This is a genomic window from Pseudomonas sp. Irchel 3A5 (genome assembly GCF_900187575.1).
Classification (GTDB): Bacteria; Pseudomonadota; Gammaproteobacteria; order Pseudomonadales; family Pseudomonadaceae; genus Aquipseudomonas; species Aquipseudomonas folii.
In genome coordinates this window covers 86,818-108,411 of sequence record NZ_FYDU01000001.1, presented here as the reverse complement: position 1 = coordinate 108,411, position 21,594 = coordinate 86,818, and the positions used below count along the sequence as shown (strand labels likewise).

The window sequence follows — 21,594 nt, the reverse complement described above, 5'->3', positions numbered from 1 at the left end:
GCAAGCTAATGTGATGAGGGACCGGCTTTAGCCGGGAAGACGGTGTTTCTGCAGATAAAAAATCAACGTCCGTTCCGGCCTCTTCCCGGCTGAAGCCGGTCCCACGTCATCGGTGATTGCTGTGGGAGATTTACGTTTGCCCGCAAGCTAATGTGACGTGGGAGCTGGGCTTGCCGTTTTGGTTACGCCACCCGCGTCAGGTTGATTTCCTCCAGCCCGACAATCAGCGCATCCATGTCAGCAAAAGGTTTCAGGTTGACCGTAGCCCAGGTGGCTCGCTCCACATAAACCTGGCCTTGGGCGTTGACCTTTACCGGGGTGCGATGAATCGCATTGTCCCGTGAACGATGGACAATCACCGGCAACCCGTCTCTGCTTTCCTCGATCAGGAACATGCCTGGCCTCGTGAGCCTTTCTCCGATGGGCAAGGATTGTGGGGGCCTGACCGCGACGGCTGGTTTGAGGGTTTCCATCTCCAACCGCAAATCGCTCTTGATGACACTTTTTCGGCCAGTCAGCCCGATAGGGATGCTGTCACCGGGATCAATCGAAACACCCCGTCCCTGGCCAGGTCTCACGTCGACCACCCGGATGCCAATGCCTCCTTCCAGTTCAGCGAGGCCGGGAATGATTTTCTCGTAAGTATTGGCATGGCTATTACCGACCAGCGCTATCCACTTGTGCGCGCCCATGACCTCTTGATGTTTGCGCAGCGTACGCGACGCGAAGTAGCTGAACATCTGCTGACGTGTGGTGAGCGAGGGATGGTCAATTTCTTTGATGTGGTAGCTGGCTGCGCAGTCGATAGCCCTGATCTCCAGGCCATTGGCGCGCGCTTTGATGACCAGTTGCTCAAAGGTGTAGACCGTGTCGGGATCGGTTTGATGACCGAGGTCGAGTTTTCTCAGGTCATGAAGCAGGGATTTGCTCATGTAGCCTGTTTCGAAATAACGATCCAGATCAGCCTGATGCAGGTCGCTGAGCAGGTGCTCCATGTACAGCGTCTTCACATCCTGTCGAGCCAGAAGCGGCAGGTTATCGATGATCAGTTTCTTGCTGGCAATGGATGAGTGGGATTCGCCAATGACCACCCCGTCGGTATGTTGATAAAGGTCTTCAAGCAAATCCCCATGACTGATTCCGGGTGACACGGAGGGGACTGTCGGGCGCTCTGGCAGCTCGTGGGCAATGACTTTTCGCGCGTCTTTCTGAAGCTTGCGGCGCAGATTGAAAAAGCTGTCCCGTATCAGCGAATGCTCGTCGTTCGTGAGGAAAAACCGCGAGTCCAGTCCCTTGTGTTTGAAGTTGATCAAGTCATGCAGGCTGGCTCGGGTCTCGACTGGCATACCGTAAACGGTGTCCAGCAACGAGAATTGTATGGCTGTAGGTGAAACTTCGGCGGGCCAGTTTTCCGCGTCGATTGGCTGCCATCCACCGGTTTCCTTCCATTCGAAACCCGCTTTGCCGACAAAAATATTGTCGATTTTATCGTCTGTGATTCCGTGAATTTGTCGATGTAACGCTTCATCCAGGAGGCTGGGCGGTGAGATCGCAGACGCGACTTCAGCGGTACCCTGGTCCCTGATCAACGGATTAGCGACTTCGATTTTGAAATCAGCCTTGCCGAATGCACTGCTGGTATTTTCAAGATCACGGCTGATGAGCGTTGGTCTGCCATCGGGCACATCATGCACGCGCACGCTGATTGCACCTTGCAGTTCGGCAATGCCAGGAACTTGTTGATGAGTATTGGCCAGTCTTTGATCCACTAACGCCACCCATCGCTTTTGAGGGGTAGCGGCAGCGTCGGCACCTATCAGAAGGTTGCTGAAAAAGTTGCTCATTTTTTGATCGGCAGCGATATCTCCCGCAGCCGAGGTGACGGGGTTGTGAATCAGCGGGTAGCTGACGGATGAGCTGAGCGGTCGTACTTCTATGCCGTGACGATGTGCGATTTTAACGACGTGGTAATAGTCGAAATCCCTGCTGCGGTTTTTCAATGCTCCGTCGTTGAGGGTTTCGAACCAGAGCCTCAGCTCGCTGGAGCCGGTTTTGCTTCTGGCTCCCAGCTTGCGGTACTTGTCCAGTTTGTACATATGCAGGTCGGTGAACAGATGCTGGATGTACAGCACCTTGACGTCCTGCTCGGCCAGTGCAGCCATGTTTTCGATCAACAGGCGCTTGCTGGCAATGGACCTCGGGGCTTCGCCAATGACCATGGCATTGCTGTTCTGGAAAACTTTTTTGATCAGGCTGCCGGCGTCAGCATTCACCTCAAGCAGCGGCAATACAGGGCGAGGCAGAGGTATCGTCGAAACCAGTGCCGCATTGGCATTTACGTAGAGCTTCTCTCGTAACCTGGCAAAGTCTGCGCGGACATCCCGGAATACCGCCTCGAAATAGTCATCAAGGCCCAGGCCCAGGTCGTCTATCGATCTGCCCGGGTGTGCAAGGACGTCGAAGTGGGCGCGTAATCGCAGCGGTAACTCATAAGGGACGACAGCGGCGGTAATCTCCCTGGTGGTCACGGATTCCGTCGCCAGTGGCTTGAATGAATCGTCCATACCGCCACGTAGATTTGGCCGTTCCAGCAGGTGCCATTTGCCTTGAGCGTCCAGGCGTACCGGACGCTTGCCAAAAAAGGCAAACGGGTTCTGTGGATCGATGATGTTCCAGTAACGAGCGCTCGCATCGAACTGCACTTCGAAGATCCGGGTTCCGAGTTCTATGTAATATTTACCGTTCACCACGCTCACGCCTTTAGCGTGCCCGGAGGGCAATGGAGGCGTATTTTCCAGTGAGATATTTACGGAAAAGTCCGGTTTTATAGCGCTTCCGTTCAGCACCGCTGGCTGACCGGCGGGCTCGCTCAAGGGGCGCCATTTCCCGTCGAGGTCGTGCCGGGCGAACTGTCCGGTTGGTTGTGGCGCCTTGGATGGGTCCACGTCCAGGCGATACACCGACGCATGGCCATTCGCGTTCGGCTTGCTGCGCCAGAAGGTTTCCCCTTCAAGGTTGACGGGGTGCAGATCAGCCTGGCTTGGGGCGCGCGTGATGTTTTTCGCCGCCGGAAATGCAGACGCGTGTTTGGCGCTGTTATCAAGTTGGCGCAGCGCACCGAAGCCTTTCATGCCGGCTGACAAATCCCCGGCAGCGCCCAGGCTGTTGAACAGTGAGCTGAGAATGTAGGCGCTGGCGGTTTCCCGGTCGCCATCGGCGAAGGCTTGCAGGGCCTTCATGCTGTCGTGCAAGGAAAGCAGTGCGCCGACCGCAAAACTCGCGGGTGGGAACGGTAAAGTCACCACAGTGGCGACCATCTCAAAGGTGATCCAGGCCAGTCTGGCCAGCATGTCACTGCGGCCAGTGGTGCTGTCTTCGACATCGCGTAGTTGTCGTTCAAGGGGGCGATTGAAACAGATGTCCTGAAACTCGTTCACTGCATCACGGGGGATGACCGGCGGTTTGCTCGCTCCACCTTGCTCCATGTCGCGCAGGAAAAATGCCAGTTTGCGGCGCGCATCAATCCGGCAGCGATCCTTGTAGTAATCGATCATGCCTGCGCTGGAGAGGGAGTTTTTGAAGGCACTCAACAGGCGGAACTCCAGGCCGTCCGGTGCCTGGGGGGTGTAGAGCATCGCCGGTTGACTGGCATCGGCGGAGGACAACAGATAACAGCCCTGTACGGTTTCAACCTGAGTCAGCGCGACCCTGTCGGGTGAAATAGCGTTATAGAGATCCCTCGCTACTTCGCCTGCTTTGGCGATATCGGTGCCTATCAGCGGGTTTTCCATGCGCAGTTGCAAGGTGTGCAGCGGGTATCGGCGTCGCGCCTGGCTGTCGGTCTGGTGGAGATGATCCATGTATAGCCTGAGCCACTGATACTGCCGGGTGTCGAGTTGGCCTTTGAGGTAGCTGCGCAATGCGGCCGCTTTCATTTGCAGTACGGTGATCTGCAGGCTGCTGCGTCGACGATGGTCGTATCCGGGAGAGTCCGGGTCGAGCAGGGTATCTCTGACCAGTTTGATGTAGTCATCACTGAGCCATTTGCCATGAACCGAGCGTCCGACTTTTTGTGCGTTCAGTGGCTTGAGGTCGACATGCGGCGGGCCGCTGAATGTGGCCTCTGTATCGGCGCTACTGCTGAGGAAACCCAGAGTGTCGTCATGACCGTTGCGTAGCATCTGCGTGTAGCTGAGTACTTCGCGCTGAGAGGTGATGATGATCTGGTCCGGGTCGACACTGCCTTCAGCCACTCCGAGTAATTCACTGATTTTTTTGCTGGCGCGCTGATGAACGTATTCCTCGAAGTCCTGTGCCTGAGTGGGCGGTTCTGCGTGGAAGTTTTCTGTAGCACCGGCTAGCGCGTCTTCCAGAGCCAGCAATTCCTGTTGCTCTGCAGGGCTGGCGCGCATGTACCAGTCCGGGACGCGTTGTGCCTGATCGGCAGCAGCCACTCGTACATGCTGACGCACGAACTGCCCGAGGGCCTGGTTGTAGTGACTGCGCGTGATGAGCTGCACGTAATTGGCGGGAGGATGAGGCTTGAGGCGCAGAGCGGCGAAGCGCGTCTCAAGGTTTTCCCGGCTGGACGTCGGCACCTGTTTGAGCAAATAACCGCTCATATCAGGCGATGTGGTCCAACTGACCAATTCGTGGGTCAGTTGAGTCTGATTATCGAAGGCCTGGAAATGTTGGGTTCTCGGCGCGTCCGCAGCGAACATTATCAGACGCTCAAGCCGCCCCTGGCTGTCGTTTTTACGAAAAACCAGCATGCGGCCCAAAATCTCCCCGTCATCGAGCCTGATCTGTTGAACGTGCAGGTTTGGCGTGGATTGGCCTGTTGTATCTGCCTCGATCTGTTCGATGATTGCGAAATCTTCCGCAGTGATATGCGCCTGCATCTTTGCCGCGTAAGCCAGAGCTGAAACCTGTTTGCGCGTCAGGTCGCGCATCAGTTGCTGATTGTGCTCTGCGGCGTAGGCGGTACGTTGATATTCGCGAAATGCGGTACCCAGACTCAACTCGTCGACCAGTTCCGCCACGTAGGCGAGGGTCAGCAGCGGGTGGCTCATCTCCAGGAGCGAGTCGCCCAGACGGATTGTGCTCAGGGTCTGGAATGCCGAATTGGCGTCGCGATCTCCGGGGTGCAGCCCATATAGCGCCAAGTGCAGCAGCGAGCGCCGGGTTGTATAGAGTTTGCCGGTGATTGCCAGACGGCGCTGCATGGTGATCATGACCTGCTCGGGTTCCAGGTCGTAGCCAAGGTCGGACGCAATGCGAGCGCGCAGTTGCATCCGCGCACATTGTTCATGAGACGCCGCGCCACCCAAGGCGCTGAGCAATGCCGTGCGGCTCTGTTCATAATGGGTCAGGCGCTGCTGATATTGCTTGAGGTCATTGTCGCTGGCGATCTTGATCCAGTGGGGCTGATTCCTGCGCTGCTGGCGCTCCCAGTAGGCCATTTCGCGCAGTGCAAGCATGGCGCCGGGGCCAAACAGCCCCGGCATGCCCATGGCTGCATCAATCCGCGGCTTTTTGCTACCGGGTGTCTGCGCATCGAGACAGGCGTGACGCACGTCCTTGCGTTGTTTGTCGAGTTGGCGCTCGAGAGCATAGGCGAAGGGGTTGCCGGTAATTGGGTGCAGTTGCAGGTCTGCGGCGGTGAAGGGCTCCAGGTCGAGATCTGGATCTCGCGTAATGGTCTCCAATAGTTGCTGGTCGCGCTGCTGGGTATTGTTGAACAGCGCATGACGTAACACGTCACTGTTGAGCCACTGAACAAGCGTTCCGCTAAAGGCGGTGCGGCTCTTGAAACCCTCCGTACCGATCCCGGGTAATACCAGCAAGGTCAGGCCTGTCGTTGAAATGAACACCAGTGCGCCGGCGATCTCAGTGGTGGTCTTGTCATTGAGTTGCACATGCAGGGCGAACATTTCCAGATCGCGGCCAATCTGTTTGCCGACCATTGGCAGGGGTAAGCAAGCTGTGTATTCCTTGCCCAGATTGCGCTCGTGGTTTTTGACGATCACCTCGTTACGCAGTGCCTGTTCCATGCTTTTTGCGAACAGGACCGCGCGGCTTTGACCCTTGGCGCTGGGTGCTTGCCAGAAATCGTTGAGCTGTTTGAGCAACGCCGCCACCTCGGCTTCTTTAGCGGTGTCGTCCTGCCCGCCAAGCGTTTCAATGGTCGCTGCGCTGGCCTTGGGCAAGGACTTGAGCTCGTCGGTGAACAGTACATCCAAAGTGCTGAGTTGCTGCAAAGCGGCGGCCGCCAATGGCAGGCTCTCTGCTGGAGTAGGGGGGAGCGGAGTGAGTAGTTGCATCGTGTTCAAGAATCCTGACTGAATGGTGTAAAGGTCGGTCCAGAAGCCGGACCGCTTTGAGTTCAATCAATCAGGAGTGGGTAGATTGGGGGTGTTAAATAGTTAGTTACAGGTTCCGGCTTCGAGGTTCAGGGCGTGAGATTGCATTTGCAGAAACGTCTTACAGATCAAACGACGCAAGCCTGACTGACACTTTTATCCCTGAGGAGCAAAGTTCCGCCTTTTATTCAGGCCAAGGACTTGCCCATGTTCAACCCCGCCAATCGCGCCTCGTTCACGCTGGAAATTGCCGGGCTTGAGCATGACTTTCGAGTGCTGGCATTTACCGCCAAAGAATCCATCAGCCGTCCGTTCAGCGTACGCATCGAGCTGGTCAGCGAGCGGGCCAATCTCGAACTGGATGATCTGCTGCACCGTCTGGCTTTCCTGAAAATTGACGCTGACGGTCATGGTTTTCACGGGCAGATTGGCGAAGTCGCGCAGGGTGATTCCGGCAAGCGCTTTACCCACTACTTCATCCAGCTGGTGCCCAGCCTTAAGCGTCTGGAATACCGCCGCAGTCATCGGATCTTTCAAGGCAAGACTGTCCCGGACATCATCGCGCTGGTGCTCAAGGATCACGCCATCTTCAGCAACGGGTTTGCCTTCAGGCTGCGCGAGCCCTGCAGGCCTCGCGATTACTGCACCCAGTATCAGGAAACCGATCTGCATTTCGTACGCAGGCTGTGTGAAGAAGAGGGTATCCATTTTCACTTCCAGCACAGTCCTGACGAGCATCTGCTGGTGTTTGCCGACGATCCCATTCAATTGCCGGTGCTCAAACCTGCAGTCGCGTATGTGCAGAGCAGCGGTCTGGTCGCAGAAGCTTCGGTCATCAACAGATTCAATGTGCGACTCGCCACACGCTCGGGCAAGGCCAGCCATCAGACCTATGACTTTCAGCTACCTCAGGTTGACCTGCTCAGCAGTGCGGACGGCGATGGTCGCAGTGAGTTGGAGGATTACCAGTATCCGGCGCCTTTCACGGACCTCAGCGTCGGCACGCGTCTGGCGCGAAAGGCGCTGGAACGAAACCGCAGCGACATGCACCTGGCCAGCGGCAACAGCGATCAGAGCGCGCTGGTCAGTGGCCATTTGTTTGAGCTGACGCATCCCAATCCGCAGTGGAGTCAACAATGGCTGCTGACTTCGGTATTTCATGAGGGTAAACAGCCGCAGGTGCTGGAAGAGTCGATGCCTCGTTCGTCTGAGCGGGGAGCGTTCACACAGGGCTATCGCAATCGTTTTGAAGCCATCCCCGGCAAGGTGCCGTTTCGTCCACCGCTCAGGCACCGTAAACCGCGCATTCTCGGCAGCCAGCACGCAGTGGTCACCGGCCCGTCCGGCGAAGAGATTTACTGCGACGAATATGGCCGGGTCAAGGTCAAGTTCTTCTGGGACCGCGAAGGTAGTCGCAACGAGCATTCCAGCTGCTGGCTGCGGGTCGCCGCCGGTTGGGCACATGAGCAATACGGCACGGCGATGATTCCGCGAGTCGGCATGGAAGTGATCGTGGGTTACTTCGAAGCCGATCCGGACCAGCCTTACGTGCAGGCCTGCCTGCCCAATGCTGGTACGCGAGCGCCACTGAACCTGCCCGCTCAAAATACCCAGACCGTGCTCAAGACCCAGAGCAGTCCGGGTGGTTTAGGCTTCAACGAACTGCGCATCGAAGACCGCAAAGGTGCCGAGTCCATTTCCATCCGCGCTCAACGCGACTGGTCTGAGCATGTACTTAATGATCAGTCGATCCAGGTGGATAACCAGCGCAAGGTCAATGTCACCGGGCTGTCCAGCCATGAGTTGCACGGCGAAGAACACCATCTCACGCATGGGGCACGCAAAACCCAGGTGCTGGCCGATGACTCGTTGACGGTGGTCGGCAACCAGCACATCAGCGCGGCCAATCATCTGGTCAGCGCGGCCACACAAGTGCATCTGCATTCAAACGTAGACGTAGTTATCAATGCGGGGCTCAGCGCAACGATCAAAGCGGGTGGTCACTGGATAAGTATCAGCCCGGCGGGGATTTTCAGCAGTGTGCCGATATTGTTGGGTGGCGTGCCGGTGGTGGGGATGCCGGCAGTTCCTGGCTTGCCAGCAGCGTTGATCCCCCAGGTGGCGTTGCCCGCGAATCCGTCGTTGATCCCGGATGTACAACTCATGGCTATCGAACGCGGTGTCCCGTTTTGCCAAGCCTGTGCTGACGCCATGAAGGAGTTGTCATGAGCAGCGAGTGCTCTGTGCAATGTTCGTTGCCTGACGATTTCCCATGGAGCCAGACGGTCGGACTTCTGCTCGATGCCATTCAGGTCAAAAACCTGCTCCAGCGTCTTTACCAATGGAATCCGGCACCCAGGGTAAGTGTGCTCTACCACGGGACCCGGTGGGCTGAAATCAGTCGGCTTTCGCCGTGTCTGGTGCGCTTGCATGATGCTGATGATCCAGTGCTTTTGCAGTTTCTGGCCCACACTCAGGAGTTATGGGGGTATCTGCTGGTCAGCGATGGTTCGTGGGATGAGCTAGTGGCTCATATTCGCTGGCTGACCTGTTTTCACCCGCCTCAGGGGGAGGACATGTACTTGCGCATCTCTGACCCCGCAGTGGCGCTCGCGCTGTTTGCAGCAGAGCGTGCTCCGGGGCTGGACCTTTTTGGCCCCTGCCAGCAGATTGTCGTCAGCAACGCCCCCCGTGATGGATGGGCGCAACTCAAGCGCCCCGGCGAAAAGTACATCCCGCAATACGACAAAACTTTCGTTGCAAGTGACGCGCAATGGATGGCTCTGAAAAGCGTGGCTTTTGACAAGTCCATGGGCGCGCTTTACCAGCACATGCAGCGCTTTTTCCCCGGCTATCGAGCAGAGATGACATCTGATCAGCGTCTGGAGCGTATCCACCAACTCGCCCGCTCCGCTATCGAAAAGGGCTTCGAGACCAAGCAGGAAATCTGGTTATACGCCAACGTTTTTGGTTTTCTGGGGGATAACGTACTGGAACAGTACCCGGACATTGCCGAGTTGCTGACAGTCCGTTCGGAGCTAAGCACCCTGGAACGTGTTGACCGTGCTGCGGCGATGGCGGCAGATATCGCCGGAGCCGGAAACTTATAGGCGCTCACCGAAGTTACGAGGTCCTCGATGGCGGTGTGTCAGATTTATTGCAATCGGCGCCGTCGTTACCTCCGACAACGCCTACAGTGTGAGGCTGATAGCAAATCTGTAGGAGCCATCGGAGTTTACGACGGTCGCGATGGCGATCTGTCAGATGCACCGCCATCGCTACTTCGCGCTGCTACAAAGTGCTTGCCTGCTGTACCTCGGTAAACCGTGCTGCAATATTTTGACTGGGCTTCTGCGCGTGCAGTTTTTTGACCGCCTGGGTCATACGTTTTAACTTTTCACTGGGCCTGGCCCATTGCTCGGCGGGCAGCGGCTCTGACCAGCTTTGCATTGCTTCGGGTATGGCTGCGCGCCCGATACTTTTGATGTGGCGGATTTCCCATTCGGTGAGGTAGTTGGGCAGCGTCCACAGGGTCAGTACGTGGTAGGTGTACCACCAGAACGGATAGAAGAAGCCCACCTCGCGATTTTTGCGCCGACGCCGCATCCGCTCCCGTGCGTTGTAAAACGTATGCAACCCTTCGTGAGGCGGATCGCCGGGGTTTTGCAGTTCAAGCGGGTCCTGAATCTCCTTGAGGGTATGAACCTCATATTCCATATAAGCCCGAATCGCCTCCCAGTTGCACACCGCCAGATCAAACCCGGCGCAGAAAAACTCCAGGCTGTAATGCTCATCGTGAGGCGGATGATAAAACCCACGCCCATGGCGTAGCGGATATCCATGCCGTATTGCGTGACCGACTGCGCTTGAACGACCCATGCCGACAGCGATTCCCACGGGACGAAGATGGGCTCTGTTTGGCCTCTGGGGACGAAGCAGACTTCGCGGCGTTCGCGGTTGAAGCGGGTGGGGATGACTTCGTGGTATTTGTTGAGGTGGTTGAAGGTGATGATGAGGTAGAGGGTTAAGGCGGCAGCAGCGGCCCAGCCTCCCATTTCTAGGCCTAGAGGTATTAGTATTATCATTATTTTGGTTGCACTTTCGACTCCTCTACCTTCTGCAATAGAAAGCAACCAGTCTAGTGAGGGGGTCAGCAAGCCAAAAAACCAGACGGCCCAAAAGGGGAGTCCTACACCCACCTGCCAGGCGAACACTGCGGGTAGCCCAATGCCGAAGTCCAGATACGTATCGTTCATTTCACCGACCGCGTGTCCGTAATCCTGAGCGGGTAGGTCTGTGGGCAACGGCAATGGCGCGAGGTACACGATCTGGCCTGTCGGGAAGGTTTCTCGCAAACCCGCGTGAGGCGCATGATGGATCGGCGGCGGTGTGTCAGGAGCCATTTCTCCCATCTCAGTTCTTCCCCGACGGTAGGGTCGCGGGGTAGATACCGAAGTGAGGGCACTGATCTCCCTGATGCTCAATGTCGACAGAGGGAAAGTCGCCGTTCTCACCGGTAAGTTGAAAGCGCACGTCATACGGATGGCCTTCGTACAGGCCTTCCTGTGTCCGATAGCCCAGCAGTATTGACAGCATGAAGTCGCAGCGTCCTGGAGTGGGTGAGGTGAGCAGTCCACTAATATCTGTCAGCCGCAGAATCAACGGTGTTTCTTGATAAACCTGAAAGCTTTCTTGCAGTCTCTCCTTTAAAGGTGTCCATCGTTCGGGGCTGTAGTCGCGTCCGTGTTGGGCCCGAACAATCTGATAGCCGCCAATTTTGAGCAATGCTCCGCTGGCGAGACTGCCGATAGGTAGCGCTAGATCATCGGCAGACAGCTTTGGAAAGTGCAGCAGGAAGAGCCTGGGGTTAGGGTTGCTAGGATCATCATTCGACGGAACAATCTGCATGCGCGGGGCCTGAATATGGCCATGAAGTTCTTTTAGGTACTCGCCTAGAGGAAGTGAGCGACGTCTTTCAGCATCCTGGCTCCAGGGTGTACTGAGCGCCCGACCCTGAGCGAGGGCGGGAGAGTGGCCGATGAGCGGCAGGCGCTCAATGCACGGAAAGCACTTTGGGAAAGGCCCTACGTAAAGTGTCGTAGATTCATACTTCTGCTAACCGGGCCGTGGCTTGCCCCGGTTTTACTCGGGGCAAGCAAATCCCTTTGTCATTACGCTATAATCCCGCCCTTTAGCTGTTCCTCGCCCCGCTGCGAGGGCACATATTTTTCTCAGGCGCGTGCCGCCTGCATGCAGACTAAAGAGGCTAGACCCCAGTGGCATTGACGATTCTTGGCCTGTCCGGCGCCCTTAGCCATGATCCTTCCGCGGCGCTGTACATCGACGGCAAGCTGGTGGCAGCGGCTGAAGAAGAGCGCTTCGTTCGCGATAAACATGCAAAGAACCGCATGCCCTACGAGTCGGCGAAGTTCTGTCTTGAGCAGGCAGGCATCAAGCCATCGGATGTCGATGTGGTAGCGATTCCGTTCGCGCCGATCAGCTTGTTCGGTAAAGCTCGCTGGCACTATGCCAAACGCTACTGGTATGCCCCGGACCGTGCCCTTGACGCACTGCTGATGGGTAACCGTCGCTACAAGCGTTATCGCAACAAGATCGTCTGGTGTCTTGAACAACTGGGCTTCGATCCGAAGAAGATCAAGATCGAGCCGGTTGAGCACCACTTGGCTCACGCCTCCAGCGCCTACCATTGCTCCGGTTTCAAAGAGAAGACCGCGATCCTTGGTATCGATGGCAAGGGTGAGTACGCCACAACGTTCTTCGGCTATGGCGAGAACGGCAAGATTCACAAGATCAAAGAGTTCTTCGACCCGGACTCCCTGGGCGGCCTGTATGGCGCAATCACCGAATTCCTCGGTTTCGAGATGCTCGACGGCGAATTCAAGGTGATGGGCATGGCGCCGTATGGCGATGCCAGCAAATACGATTTCTCGCGTCTGGCGACCTTCGAAAACGGCGAACTGGTGATCAACACCGAACTGGCCAATGTTATCGGCCTGCGTCGTTACAAAGAGAAGGGCAAAGGTTTCTACTTCTCGCCGAAGCTGATTGAGTGGTTGGGTCCCAAGCGCGAAGGCGACATCGCTGACGAGCCTTACATCCACTATGCGGCGAGCATGCAAGCGCTGTTCGAGAAGCTGGCGTTGCAGATGATTGATCACTACCTGGGTGACATCCTCAAGGAAACCGGCAAGATCGCTTTCGCGGGCGGCTGTGCGCTGAACGTGAAGCTGAATCAGAGAATCATCGCCCGTCCGGAAGTCAAAGAGCTGTTCGTGCAGCCCGCTTCCGGTGACGCGGGTACTGCGGTGGGGGCGGCGGCTTATGTTTCCCATGCCCGCGGGGTGCCGGTCGAGAAGATGGAACACGTTTACCTCGGCCCGTCTTACAGCAACGAAGATGTGATTGCTGCCTGCGCTCGCCATCCGAGCAAGCCAGTCTGGCGTCAGATTGAAAATACCCCGGAGCGCATCGCGCAAATCATGGTTGCAGGTAATCCTGTGGCCTGGTTCCAGGGCCGTATGGAGTTTGGTCCGCGTGCATTGGGTGGGCGTTCGATCATCGGCTGCCCGAGCGTTGCTGGTGTGGCTGACCGCATCAACCATCAGATCAAGTTCCGCGAACGCTGGAGGCCTTTCTGCCCGTCGATGCTCGACACCGTAGCGCCGCAGATGATCAAGATCGATCACCCTGCGCCGTTCATGACCTTCACTTTTGAAGTGGCTGAAGAGTGGAAGACCCGCGTGCCGGAAGTTGTCCACGAAGACGGTACTTCACGTGCCCAGGTCCTGAAGCGCGAATACAACCCGCGTTACTACGACATGATGAAGGCGCTGGAAAACCTCACCGGTAACGGCGTGTCGCTGAACACCTCGCTGAACCGTCGCGGCGAACCGATGATCTGCTCGCCTACCGATGCCTTGAACATGTTCTTCGGCTCGGATCTTGAATACCTGATCATGGAAGACATTCTGGTGGTCAAAGACGGCGTGGAGACATACGAAAATGCCTGAGCCGTTGGTCAGCGTCGTTATCCCGGCCTATAACTACGCCAAGACGCTGCCGCGTGCAGTCAATTCAGTGCTGGCTCAGCTCGATGAAAATACCGCCGAGTTGTTGGTGATTGACGATGGTTCGACCGATACCACGCCTCAGGTGCTTGAGCAGTTACTCGCCGAAAACCCCGGGCGCTTCAGGATGTTGCGCAAGCCCAACGGCGGGTTGTCGTCCGTTCGCAATCGAGGTATTGAGGAGGCGCGGGGTCAATACCTAATCTTCCTTGATGCCGATGATGAGATGGCTCCAGATGCCCTGAATACAGTGCTTGAGCACATCGCAGAGCATCCTGAAAGCCGTTTGATTATTGGTGGCCACTGGTCGGCGTTCGATGATGGTCGTCGTTCGGTGCATGTCCCCAAGCCGCTGCCCGCTCCTGCTGAGCAGCGCGTGCGCGGTTATTTGCTGGACAAGACGATATCGCTCTCCAACGGTGCCTGCGTGATGCATCGTGATGTGTTTGAGCCTGGACTGTACCCTGAGAACCTGCGCAATGCCGAAGACATCCCGGTGTTCGCTCAGGTACTCGCACGGTTTACTTGCAGCGTCATAGATAAGCCCTTGGCGATCATTCACAAGCATGCCGACAGCATGCGACATGATCTGAAGCAAAGCCTTGCCTCAGGCTTGAAAGTAGTCGACGAGGCATTTTCTCCGCAGCGTATGCCTGCGCCGTTGCAGAGCTTGCGCCAGGCTTTTTTTGCACAGCGTTGCTTGTCACTGTTTCGTGATTGCTACAGCGCAGGAGACTACGAAAACGCCAAGGTTTTCTATGCCAAAGCCATACGTGCTGACTGGCGTTCGCTGACACGTTGGTCCTATACCCGCAAAGCCATTCGATTGTTGCTCAAGTGAGCGGGGGGCCGTTTACTCCATCGCCGTCTGCCATGGACGTGGTCCAGGCAGAGGGCAGTTGGGCACGGAGAGCCCGGGAGCTCGATCGGTATCGCTGGAAATTGATGCGCGAGCGCCATGGGCGTTTCGGAAGCTTTTTGCGTATAGCCCGTGATGTGCTCGTGGACGTGGTACAGGGAATCCGTGCCAGCGCATGTCTGAGGGCCTCGGTGGATGCCGAGCCGTGCGAAGTGCTACTGCTGCATTCCGCGCCGAAGTCGATGGCATTGCAGCGAAAGAATATTCTGATTGGCGCTGTGCGGGTGAGGGGTCTCAATTTGAATGAAGCCGCCTTGCTATCTCCTCCTGAGGCCTGCGCGCGACGGCAGTTGCTACGTCCGCCCCAGCCTGTTCCGCTACGCTATCTGGCTTATGCCGCTCACGCCCAATGGCTTGTTGCGAAATACACGCCGCAATTGTTGATCAACGAGAGAAACGGAAGCTTCCATGCGCCTTTCCTGCGCCTCGCGCTAGCAGCACGCGGGGCTCGCCTGTTGCATTTGGCTCATGCTGCTACGCTTGAGTCCTCACGTCGGCTGGGGATGAATGACTACGATTATTACGGCGTTTTTGGTAATAGTTCACTGGTCGCGTTACAGCAGCGTGGTTTGCGATTCGGTGACTCAACCGTGGTGCTGCTTGGCTCCTACCTGGCCGACCAGACTTATGATTTGCCGGAGGCGGACCCGGCTGTCAAAACCCTGCTGGTCTTGGGGGTTGGTCCGGATCGGGAGAAAGAAGCTGGCTATGTGCGTACTTACGAACTGCTTCGCGAGTGGGCTGAGCTCCATCCGGAGTACCGCCTGTTGTTCAAGCGCCATCCGCGAAGCCGCGCGCAATTTTGGAGCGATGCTGCTGCGCGTCAGTTCAACGTTGAATTGCTTGACTCGCAGTGCTCACTGGCAGATGCGCTGGCGTCCGCTAGCGTAGTTGTCAATATCATGTCTAATGCCGGTATAGAGGCCGGTCTAGCAGGGCGCCCCGTGATCCATGTCAATGCCGGGAAGGATGCGGATATCTTTTCCCACTCGTTGTTCTTCGGTGCGCAAGTCCGAGACATTGACACGTTTTCACGTCAGTTGCGGGCTGTCGAAGATGACTATCAGGTGCATGTGGTTCAAGCCCGGAAATTTGCTGATTACCACTTGGTGTACGGTTCTCAGGGTTTGACAAAGACCGTTCAGCTGATTGATGACCTAATAAACGGCAGGGATCCAGCGCTCGGTTTTGCAACGGTTTCACTCCCCGCTATTGGGTGACAGCGGACCTTGCTTGCCTGCGATGACGTGAATATCAGCGTTGAAGTATCAGGGCCAAGTCTTCTTCGGTGCACACTTGCTGGCTGCGAAAATAATGGTGAGGAAACTCTTGATCCTTGAGTAGCCACTCGCGGTCACCCTTATAACGCAGCATATGCTTGAAGTTTCGCAGGCGCAGGCCTTTGCTTAATGGCTTGCGCTGGGCGCGCAAATCGGCGATATCAATGAGCCCCAGCGTGTTATCCGGCGTCAGTACGATGTTGCCCATGTGGGCTGAACGGAAATAGATACCCTGGTTGTGCAGGTTTGCGACGAATTCGCCCAGCTTTGCACGGAGCCCGTCGGGATTCTCAATGATCAGTTGGCGTAATGTATTGCCTGGTAAAGGGTCGTAATGCACTGCATCACGCTTGATGCTAGGGATGCGATAAACTTTGCGGACAGTCGGGCACTGGATTTTCCTGGCTCGCAGTGCTTCGCAATTGTCCGCAAAACGTTGGGCGTAGGGAAACCACAATGCGGAGGTCAGCAGGCGTTTCCGGCGGAACAGTTTCAGCATTGTTCCATCCGCCAGGCGAAGGACTTTGTCACCTTCACGGTCTGCTTCAAGAACAGCGGCGCCTTCGCGCATTTTGATATAAACGATGTGCTCAAGGTTTTGCATCAAGGCTCCATGGCTGGCCTGATGGGGTGTGCGGTGGCGCATGTTACCGTACTGAGACCGCGGCAAAAAATCGCTGTGCTACAATCGCGCTAATTTTCAGTTGCATTTAGTCGTGTTACGACGGGCTCCTCCTGTCGCCCGATTCGTAAAGATACAACTTATCTTGCCCCCATTTCATGCGTATGAATTTTTTGCTTTACGCTTGATTCAACTGCAAGGCTGGCGCTATGACCGCAGTTGGCTGCAAGCGGGATGGCAGACAGGCACCTCTTTTCGGACTTTTTCAGATGGAAACCCTGTTCATTTCTATGGCCAGACATCAAGGCCTTTACTTCAAACGATTGCTTGATGAAACAGAATTACAAGGCAAAGTTGTTACTGCGCAGCAAATGCCTTGGCCGCGCACCTTACGCCTCTCCCAAGTGTTTTCACAAATTGACTGGCGAGGCCTGATTGAGGAGAAGTGTGAGGAGCGGCGGATCAAGAACAAGAGCGATGGCACTTTATACCGTCTACTATTGAGGCTGGAGCTGGGCTGGATGGCGTTGCGTGCCCAGGCGCTGCTTGAACGAGAGAGCCCTGATGCGCTTGTGGTGTGGAATGGTTCTCATCGGTACTGCAAATTGTTGATGGCGCTGGTGCCTGCAGGATGCAAGACGTTCTTCGTCGAAAATGGTTTGTTGCCCGACACAACAACGGTAGATGCCAAAGGGGTGAACTACCTTAATTCGGTTCCCCGCAATGCCGACTTTTATCTCAACTACCCCCATGCCTTGGCTGATTTTCAGCCTGCCTCTGTATTGATTCCGCGAAAGCCGCGCATCGGTGGCTTGCCCCCTGTCGAGCTGCCGGAGCAATTTATATTTATTCCTTTTCAAGATGATCGAGACTCTCAGGTCCGATTGTTTTCCCCCTGGATCAACAACATGTCGGAGATGTTCGCTCTGGGGGAGCATATTGCGGAAGAAACCGGGATGACGGTGGTTTTTAAAGAGCATCCGTCCAGCCGCGAAAATTACCCACGGTTGCATGAGCGAACGTCTGATCGCCTTTTGTTTGCCAATGGAAATGCCACACAACAGTTAATTGAATCCAGTCAATTTGTGATAACCGTGAATTCGACTGTCGGCCTGGAAAGCTTGCTTCTGGGCAAGCCGGTGATGACGCTCGGTCAGGCATTTTTCAACATCGAAGGGTTGGTGGTGCACGCTGATAATGCCAGCCAAGCTGTAGCGTGGGTTCGAGCATTCCCGGACTGGCCACTGAGTGAGCGTCTGCGGCGCAATTTTCTCCACTATTTGTCGGAGCACTATTGCATCAAAGGTAGTTGGAAAAACGCCGATAAAGCTCACTTGCAGCAGGTTGCCCGTCGCATAAAAGGTGAAGCTGGGTGCTAGGCAGGATGAAGAGACTGGTTGGGAAAGCATCCCTGGCAGGCTGGGCGTCGATTGGTTTTTTCATCTTGTTGTGTGCCCCTTGGGTGTTGCCTGAGAACAAGCTTTATCACCAACTTATTATTTTTTCACTATGGCTTCCGGCTTTGCTGGCCGTGTTCCGGCAATCTGTTCGACCGCTAGTCAAATTGCCGGAAGTCTTTTTTTTCGTAGTTTTTTCGATCTGGACACTTTTCGTGTTAATCGTCGAGGGCAGTGACGAGCCAGGTAAAGGCAAGATTGTGCTTTATGTGACCTTGACGCTTCTTGGGGTTTTGTTGGCGGCGCAATACGCAAAATGGCGACTCGAATCGCTGTTGCTTTGCTCATCTGTAATAGGGGGGATTTTTGCAGCAGTCTCCGTGATCTGTTTTTACAGCGCGCCCCAAGCTTCGGGAGGGCGGATTATAGCGCTGGGTCTATGGGATACGGTCATCATGGCTGCGCACGCCGTGGGGGCTTTGGCAATTCTCGGTATCTTTATGTTGCAAACGAGGCGTTTTAGCTGGACAACGCTTTCGTTATTGCTGATTCCAGCAGCAGGTTATTTGATGTTTCTGTGCCTTAGTCAGACCCGTGGGGTATGGATCGCGTTGGTGGCTGCGATGATCGTGATGGTTATCGCTCGTCCTTCAAGGCTCGGCGTTGGCGTTATCGCTCTAATGGTGATCAGTGTTGTAGGGGTTGCCGCGTTCGACGTAGAGCTCTTACTGCAACGAGGCGTTTCCTTTCGCCCAGCCCTGTGGACAGGAGGGATTCAGCTCATAGAGCAGCATTGGGCTACGGGGCTGGGTTTTCACGAGTATTTGATCACTGTTCCAGTGGCTGGCAGTTTCAAGCATCCGCACAATCTTTTTCTGGACACCGGAGTACGGCTTGGTCTACCTGGCCTGCTGATATTTAGCTCACTTTGGCTGACGGTGGGATGGCGCGGCTGGATCTCACGAGTGGAGCCACTTGGGCAGGCGTTGTTGGCACTTTGGGTTTTTTCCAGTGTGTCGCTTATGACCGATGGCATCGGTCTTTGGCTCAAGCCTAATGCGGACTGGTTGATCACCTGGGTGCCAGTGTGTCTGAGCATCGTGCTGGCATACCGTTCGACATCAGTTGAGGCCCTTGAGCCTGCAAAGCCAGCTCGACCCATCTTGTAATGGGTTCACTGATACAATCACGTCCCTGTATTTTTTTCATAAGCACGAGGCGCGCCGAATGGCTAATCCCGACCAGCAATCGAGCATGAAGATATACCTTCGATTGCTGAAATATGTGCTCCCGTATTGGGGCGCTTTCGCTATCAGTATCGTTGGGTTTGTGCTTTTTGCCTCCAGTCAGCCGATGCTTGCAGATATGCTCAAGCATTTTCTCGACGCGTTGCAAAAGCCTGACGACACTAAGTTTCTAGGCGTTTCGTTGGTGCTTGGTGTGCCTCTTTTGATCGTGCTTATCGCGGTTTACCAAGGCATCGGCTCATTTTTGGGCAACTACTATCTGGCCAAGGTCGCCCGTGGCGTAGTCCACGATCTGCGTTGCGCATTGTTCGACAACCTGTTGACGTTGCCTAATCGCTACTTTGACAACAACAATTCTGGCCATTTGATCTCACGCATTACCTATAACGTGACAATGGTCACCGGTGCTGCAACGGATGCGATCAAGGTGGTCATCCGTGAAGGTCTTACGGTTGTATTTCTATTCGGCTATTTGCTTTACAGCAACTGGAAGATGACGTTGGTATTGGTTGCGATCCTGCCCTTCATCGCTATTCTGGTGAGCAGTGCGAGCAAGAAATTTCGTAAGCAGAGCAAGAAGATTCAGGTGGCAATGGGAGACGTCACTCACGTGGCGTCCGAGACCATTCAGGGCTATCGCGTGGTTCGCAGTTTCGGTGGTGAGACGTATGAAACTGAGAGGTTTCACAAAGCCAGTGAAGACAACATGAACCGAAGCATGGGTATGACACGCACGCAGTCCATCTACACGCCGGTTTTGCAATTGGTGATCTACATCGGCATGGCGGTGCTGATGTATCTGGTTCTTTATATGCGTGGTGATGCCTCTGCGGGTGAGTTGATTGCTTACATTACTGCAGCGGGTCTTCTTCCCAAGCCGATTCGGCAATTGTCTGAAGTCAGCGCAACCATTCAAAAAGGCCTGGCGGGCGCCGAAAGCATTTTTGAGCAGCTCGATGAGTTACCGGAAGTTGATACGGGTACTCAGGAAGTGGGGCGTGTGAGCGGCCGCCTGGAAGTTCGCAACCTGAGCTTCCAATACCCCGACACCGACCGGCTGGTGCTCAACGATGTTTCGTTCACCGCAGAAGAGGGGCAGATGGTCGCTCTGGTCGGACGTTCGGGAAGTGGCAAGTCGACTCTGGCTAATCTGATCCCGCGTTTCTACCACCACGGCAGCGGGCAGATTCTGCTCGATGGCCTTGATGTCGAAGAATACAAACTGACCAACCTGCGTCGACACATTGCGCTGGTCAACCAGCAGGTGACCCTGTTCAACGATACGGTCACTAACAACATTGCCTATGGTGACCTTGCCGGTGCGCCGCATGAAGATGTGAAGCGCGCTGCGCAGGCCGCTTATGCAGATGAATTCATCGTGCAGATGCCCCAGGGCTACGACACCATGATCGGCGAAAATGGCGTGTTGCTTTCCGGTGGGCAACGTCAGCGACTGGCGATTGCCCGGGCGCTGCTCAAGAATGCACCGTTGTTGGTCCTCGATGAGGCAACTTCTGCGCTGGATACTGAGTCCGAGCGCCATATTCAAGCTGCTCTGGATGAAGTCGTCAAAGGTCGCACGACGTTGGTGATTGCTCACCGCTTGTCGACCATCGAGAAAGCAGACCTGATTCTGGTCATGGACAAGGGGCGGATTGTCGAGCGCGGCAATCATCAGCAACTGTTGGCACTCAATGGCTACTACGCCCGGCTACACGAAAAAGATTTCAAGGAAGAAAACGTTGGTGTCACAGGAGGCGCCGTTTGATTCTCGGTTATCTTCGCAACTGGCGTGAGCGTGGCTGGACTCCGATTAGTGTTGATGAATATGCCGCTGTCTGGGCGCGTTATGGTGGCAGCGTTGCAACTCATCCGCAGGTGGTGGAGCGGTTGTCGACGCTAGTCGGTATTCCTGTGCGCTACCTTGGTGTGCGGCGCGATGGCGAGCTAATTGCCGGTCTTCCCACTTGGGGTCGCCATATCGCGTTGTCACGGGATGTCATCAAGCGCCAAGGTCTGCGTGGCATGTTCGATCTCGGTAACGCCGAGATCATCCTGCCCTTAGCCGACGATTGCACGGTGCAAGTTCGACACCGCATGCGTTACGTTTCCCAGCTCAACGTCGATAAGGTCCCAGGCCTTCGCGTCCAGTCCGAAGGCTTGGCACTGGCTCGTCGACCTGAGGAGTACAGCAAGAAATTCCGCTATAACCAACGCCGCGAACAGCGCCTTTTGGAAGAGGCCGGTGGGCAGATCCGGGCCATCAGCGAATTGAGCGCCGAGGAGCAGGCGGCTATTTATACCGACCTGTTTCACAAGCGCTGGAACTTCGACGTGCCGGGCAAAGAGCATCTGGTCGAGGTGTTTACACTGCTGCGTGAATTCATGACGGGTTCAGTGGTGTACCTGGCGGATCGTCCGGTCGCTATCCAGATTCTGTACCGTGTTGAAGCACCTGAATGGATCAGTCTGGAGTACGTGAACGGTGGGGTTGATCCACAAGCCAATGAGCTCAGCCCTGGCAGCGTATTGAGTTATGTGAACACGCAGTCTGAGTGGGAATATGCTGAATCATTAGGTAAGCCACTGCGTTACTCGTTTGGTCGGGCTGACCGCGAATACAAAAGCCGCTGGTGTAACACTCACCCGGTCTATCAGGTTTAAAAAGCAGGAGCGGGC

At 55.6% G+C, this 21,594-nt stretch carries 13 protein-coding genes; 9 read left to right on the top strand and 4 right to left on the bottom strand.

Annotated features, from left to right (window positions below; translation table 11 throughout):
• Positions 1-182 precede the first annotated feature (182 nt).
• Positions 183-6,323 (bottom strand): membrane-targeted effector domain-containing toxin, encoded by a 6,141-nt coding sequence (locus CKW31_RS00425; protein ID WP_095092388.1) that lies wholly within the window; start codon positions 6,321-6,323, stop codon positions 183-185.
• Between the two features lie 246 nt (positions 6,324-6,569).
• Between CKW31_RS00425 and tssI the strand changes: the two genes are divergently transcribed.
• Both tssI and CKW31_RS00415 read left to right on the top strand, forming a co-directional pair.
• Positions 6,570-8,591 carry a type VI secretion system tip protein TssI/VgrG gene (gene tssI, locus CKW31_RS00420; RefSeq protein WP_095092387.1) on the top strand — a complete coding sequence of 674 codons (2,022 nt, stop codon included), beginning with the start codon at positions 6,570-6,572 and terminating at the stop codon, positions 8,589-8,591.
• Positions 8,588-9,472: a DUF4123 domain-containing protein gene (locus CKW31_RS00415; RefSeq protein WP_095092386.1), complete on the top strand. Its 885-nt coding sequence runs from the start codon at positions 8,588-8,590 to the stop codon at positions 9,470-9,472. Before tssI ends, CKW31_RS00415 begins: the two co-directional genes overlap by 4 nt.
• A gap of 181 nt (positions 9,473-9,653) precedes the next feature.
• Here CKW31_RS00415 and CKW31_RS29995 read toward each other — a convergent pair whose 3' ends face one another.
• Together CKW31_RS29995 and CKW31_RS00405 are read right to left on the bottom strand one after the other, a co-directional pair.
• Entirely contained in the window at positions 9,654-10,241 is a 588-nt protein-coding gene (locus tag CKW31_RS29995) for a hypothetical protein (protein ID WP_256582452.1), read from the bottom strand.
• A 534-nt stretch (positions 10,242-10,775) separates the two neighbouring features.
• Positions 10,776-11,270, bottom strand: coding sequence for a hypothetical protein (locus CKW31_RS00405; protein ID WP_095092385.1), 495 nt, complete (start codon positions 11,268-11,270; stop codon positions 10,776-10,778).
• A gap of 368 nt (positions 11,271-11,638) precedes the next feature.
• Here CKW31_RS00405 and CKW31_RS00400 point away from each other — a divergent pair, with 368 nt between their 5' ends.
• The 3 genes from CKW31_RS00400 to CKW31_RS00390 all read left to right on the top strand — a co-directional run bounded on the left by CKW31_RS00400 (position 11,639) and on the right by CKW31_RS00390 (position 15,589).
• Complete coding sequence (locus tag CKW31_RS00400) at positions 11,639-13,393, top strand: carbamoyltransferase (RefSeq protein WP_095092384.1); 1,755 nt, start codon at positions 11,639-11,641, stop codon at positions 13,391-13,393.
• Positions 13,386-14,291 (top strand): glycosyltransferase family 2 protein, encoded by a 906-nt coding sequence (locus CKW31_RS00395; RefSeq protein ID WP_095092383.1) that lies wholly within the window; start codon positions 13,386-13,388, stop codon positions 14,289-14,291. The genes CKW31_RS00400 and CKW31_RS00395 overlap by 8 nt, the downstream gene beginning before the upstream one ends.
• Positions 14,292-14,395: 104 nt before the next feature.
• Complete coding sequence (locus tag CKW31_RS00390) at positions 14,396-15,589, top strand: capsule biosynthesis protein (protein ID WP_256582450.1); 1,194 nt, start codon at positions 14,396-14,398, stop codon at positions 15,587-15,589.
• Between the two features lie 34 nt (positions 15,590-15,623).
• Here CKW31_RS00390 and CKW31_RS00385 read toward each other — a convergent pair whose 3' ends face one another.
• Entirely contained in the window at positions 15,624-16,253 is a 630-nt protein-coding gene (locus tag CKW31_RS00385; protein ID WP_095092381.1) for a toluene tolerance protein, read from the bottom strand.
• Positions 16,254-16,480: 227 nt separating this feature from the next.
• Between CKW31_RS00385 and CKW31_RS00380 the strand changes: the two genes are divergently transcribed.
• From CKW31_RS00380 to CKW31_RS00365, 4 genes are read left to right on the top strand one after another with little or no spacing between them, the layout of a single operon-like run.
• Entirely contained in the window at positions 16,481-17,650 is a 1,170-nt protein-coding gene (locus tag CKW31_RS00380) for a capsular biosynthesis protein (protein WP_256582449.1), read from the top strand.
• 5 nt (positions 17,651-17,655) lie between these two features.
• Positions 17,656-18,837, top strand: coding sequence for an O-antigen ligase (locus tag CKW31_RS00375; RefSeq protein WP_141230098.1), 1,182 nt, complete (start codon positions 17,656-17,658; stop codon positions 18,835-18,837).
• Positions 18,838-18,895: 58 nt separating this feature from the next.
• On the top strand, positions 18,896-20,683 hold the full coding sequence (gene msbA, locus CKW31_RS00370; RefSeq protein ID WP_095092379.1) for a lipid A export permease/ATP-binding protein MsbA: 1,788 nt from the start codon (positions 18,896-18,898) through the stop codon (positions 20,681-20,683).
• A complete protein-coding gene (locus CKW31_RS00365) occupies positions 20,683-21,579 on the top strand; it encodes a GNAT family N-acetyltransferase (RefSeq protein ID WP_095092889.1) in 897 nt (298 codons plus the stop codon). The genes msbA and CKW31_RS00365 overlap by 1 nt, the downstream gene beginning before the upstream one ends.
• The last annotated feature ends 15 nt before the right edge of the window (positions 21,580-21,594 follow it).

What these genes read in the sequence shown, in the direction of transcription:
- CKW31_RS00425 (WP_095092388.1), bottom strand. Translation starts at nt 6,323, where the DNA reads ATGCAACTACTCACTCCGCTCCCCCCTACTCCAGCAGAGAGCCTGCCA.
- tssI (WP_095092387.1), top strand. Translation starts at nt 6,570, where the DNA reads ATGTTCAACCCCGCCAATCGCGCCTCGTTCACGCTGGAAATTGCCGGG.
- CKW31_RS00415 (WP_095092386.1), top strand. Translation starts at nt 8,588, where the DNA reads ATGAGCAGCGAGTGCTCTGTGCAATGTTCGTTGCCTGACGATTTCCCA.
- CKW31_RS29995 (WP_256582452.1), bottom strand. Translation starts at nt 10,241, where the DNA reads ATGGGTCGTTCAAGCGCAGTCGGTCACGCAATACGGCATGGATATCCG.
- CKW31_RS00405 (WP_095092385.1), bottom strand. Translation starts at nt 11,270, where the DNA reads ATGCAGATTGTTCCGTCGAATGATGATCCTAGCAACCCTAACCCCAGG.
- CKW31_RS00395 (WP_095092383.1), top strand. Translation starts at nt 13,386, where the DNA reads ATGCCTGAGCCGTTGGTCAGCGTCGTTATCCCGGCCTATAACTACGCC.
- CKW31_RS00390 (WP_256582450.1), top strand. Translation starts at nt 14,396, where the DNA reads ATGCGCGAGCGCCATGGGCGTTTCGGAAGCTTTTTGCGTATAGCCCGT.
- CKW31_RS00385 (WP_095092381.1), bottom strand. Translation starts at nt 16,253, where the DNA reads ATGCAAAACCTTGAGCACATCGTTTATATCAAAATGCGCGAAGGCGCC.
- CKW31_RS00380 (WP_256582449.1), top strand. Translation starts at nt 16,481, where the DNA reads ATGACCGCAGTTGGCTGCAAGCGGGATGGCAGACAGGCACCTCTTTTC.
- CKW31_RS00375 (WP_141230098.1), top strand. Translation starts at nt 17,656, where the DNA reads ATGAAGAGACTGGTTGGGAAAGCATCCCTGGCAGGCTGGGCGTCGATT.
- msbA (WP_095092379.1), top strand. Translation starts at nt 18,896, where the DNA reads ATGGCTAATCCCGACCAGCAATCGAGCATGAAGATATACCTTCGATTG.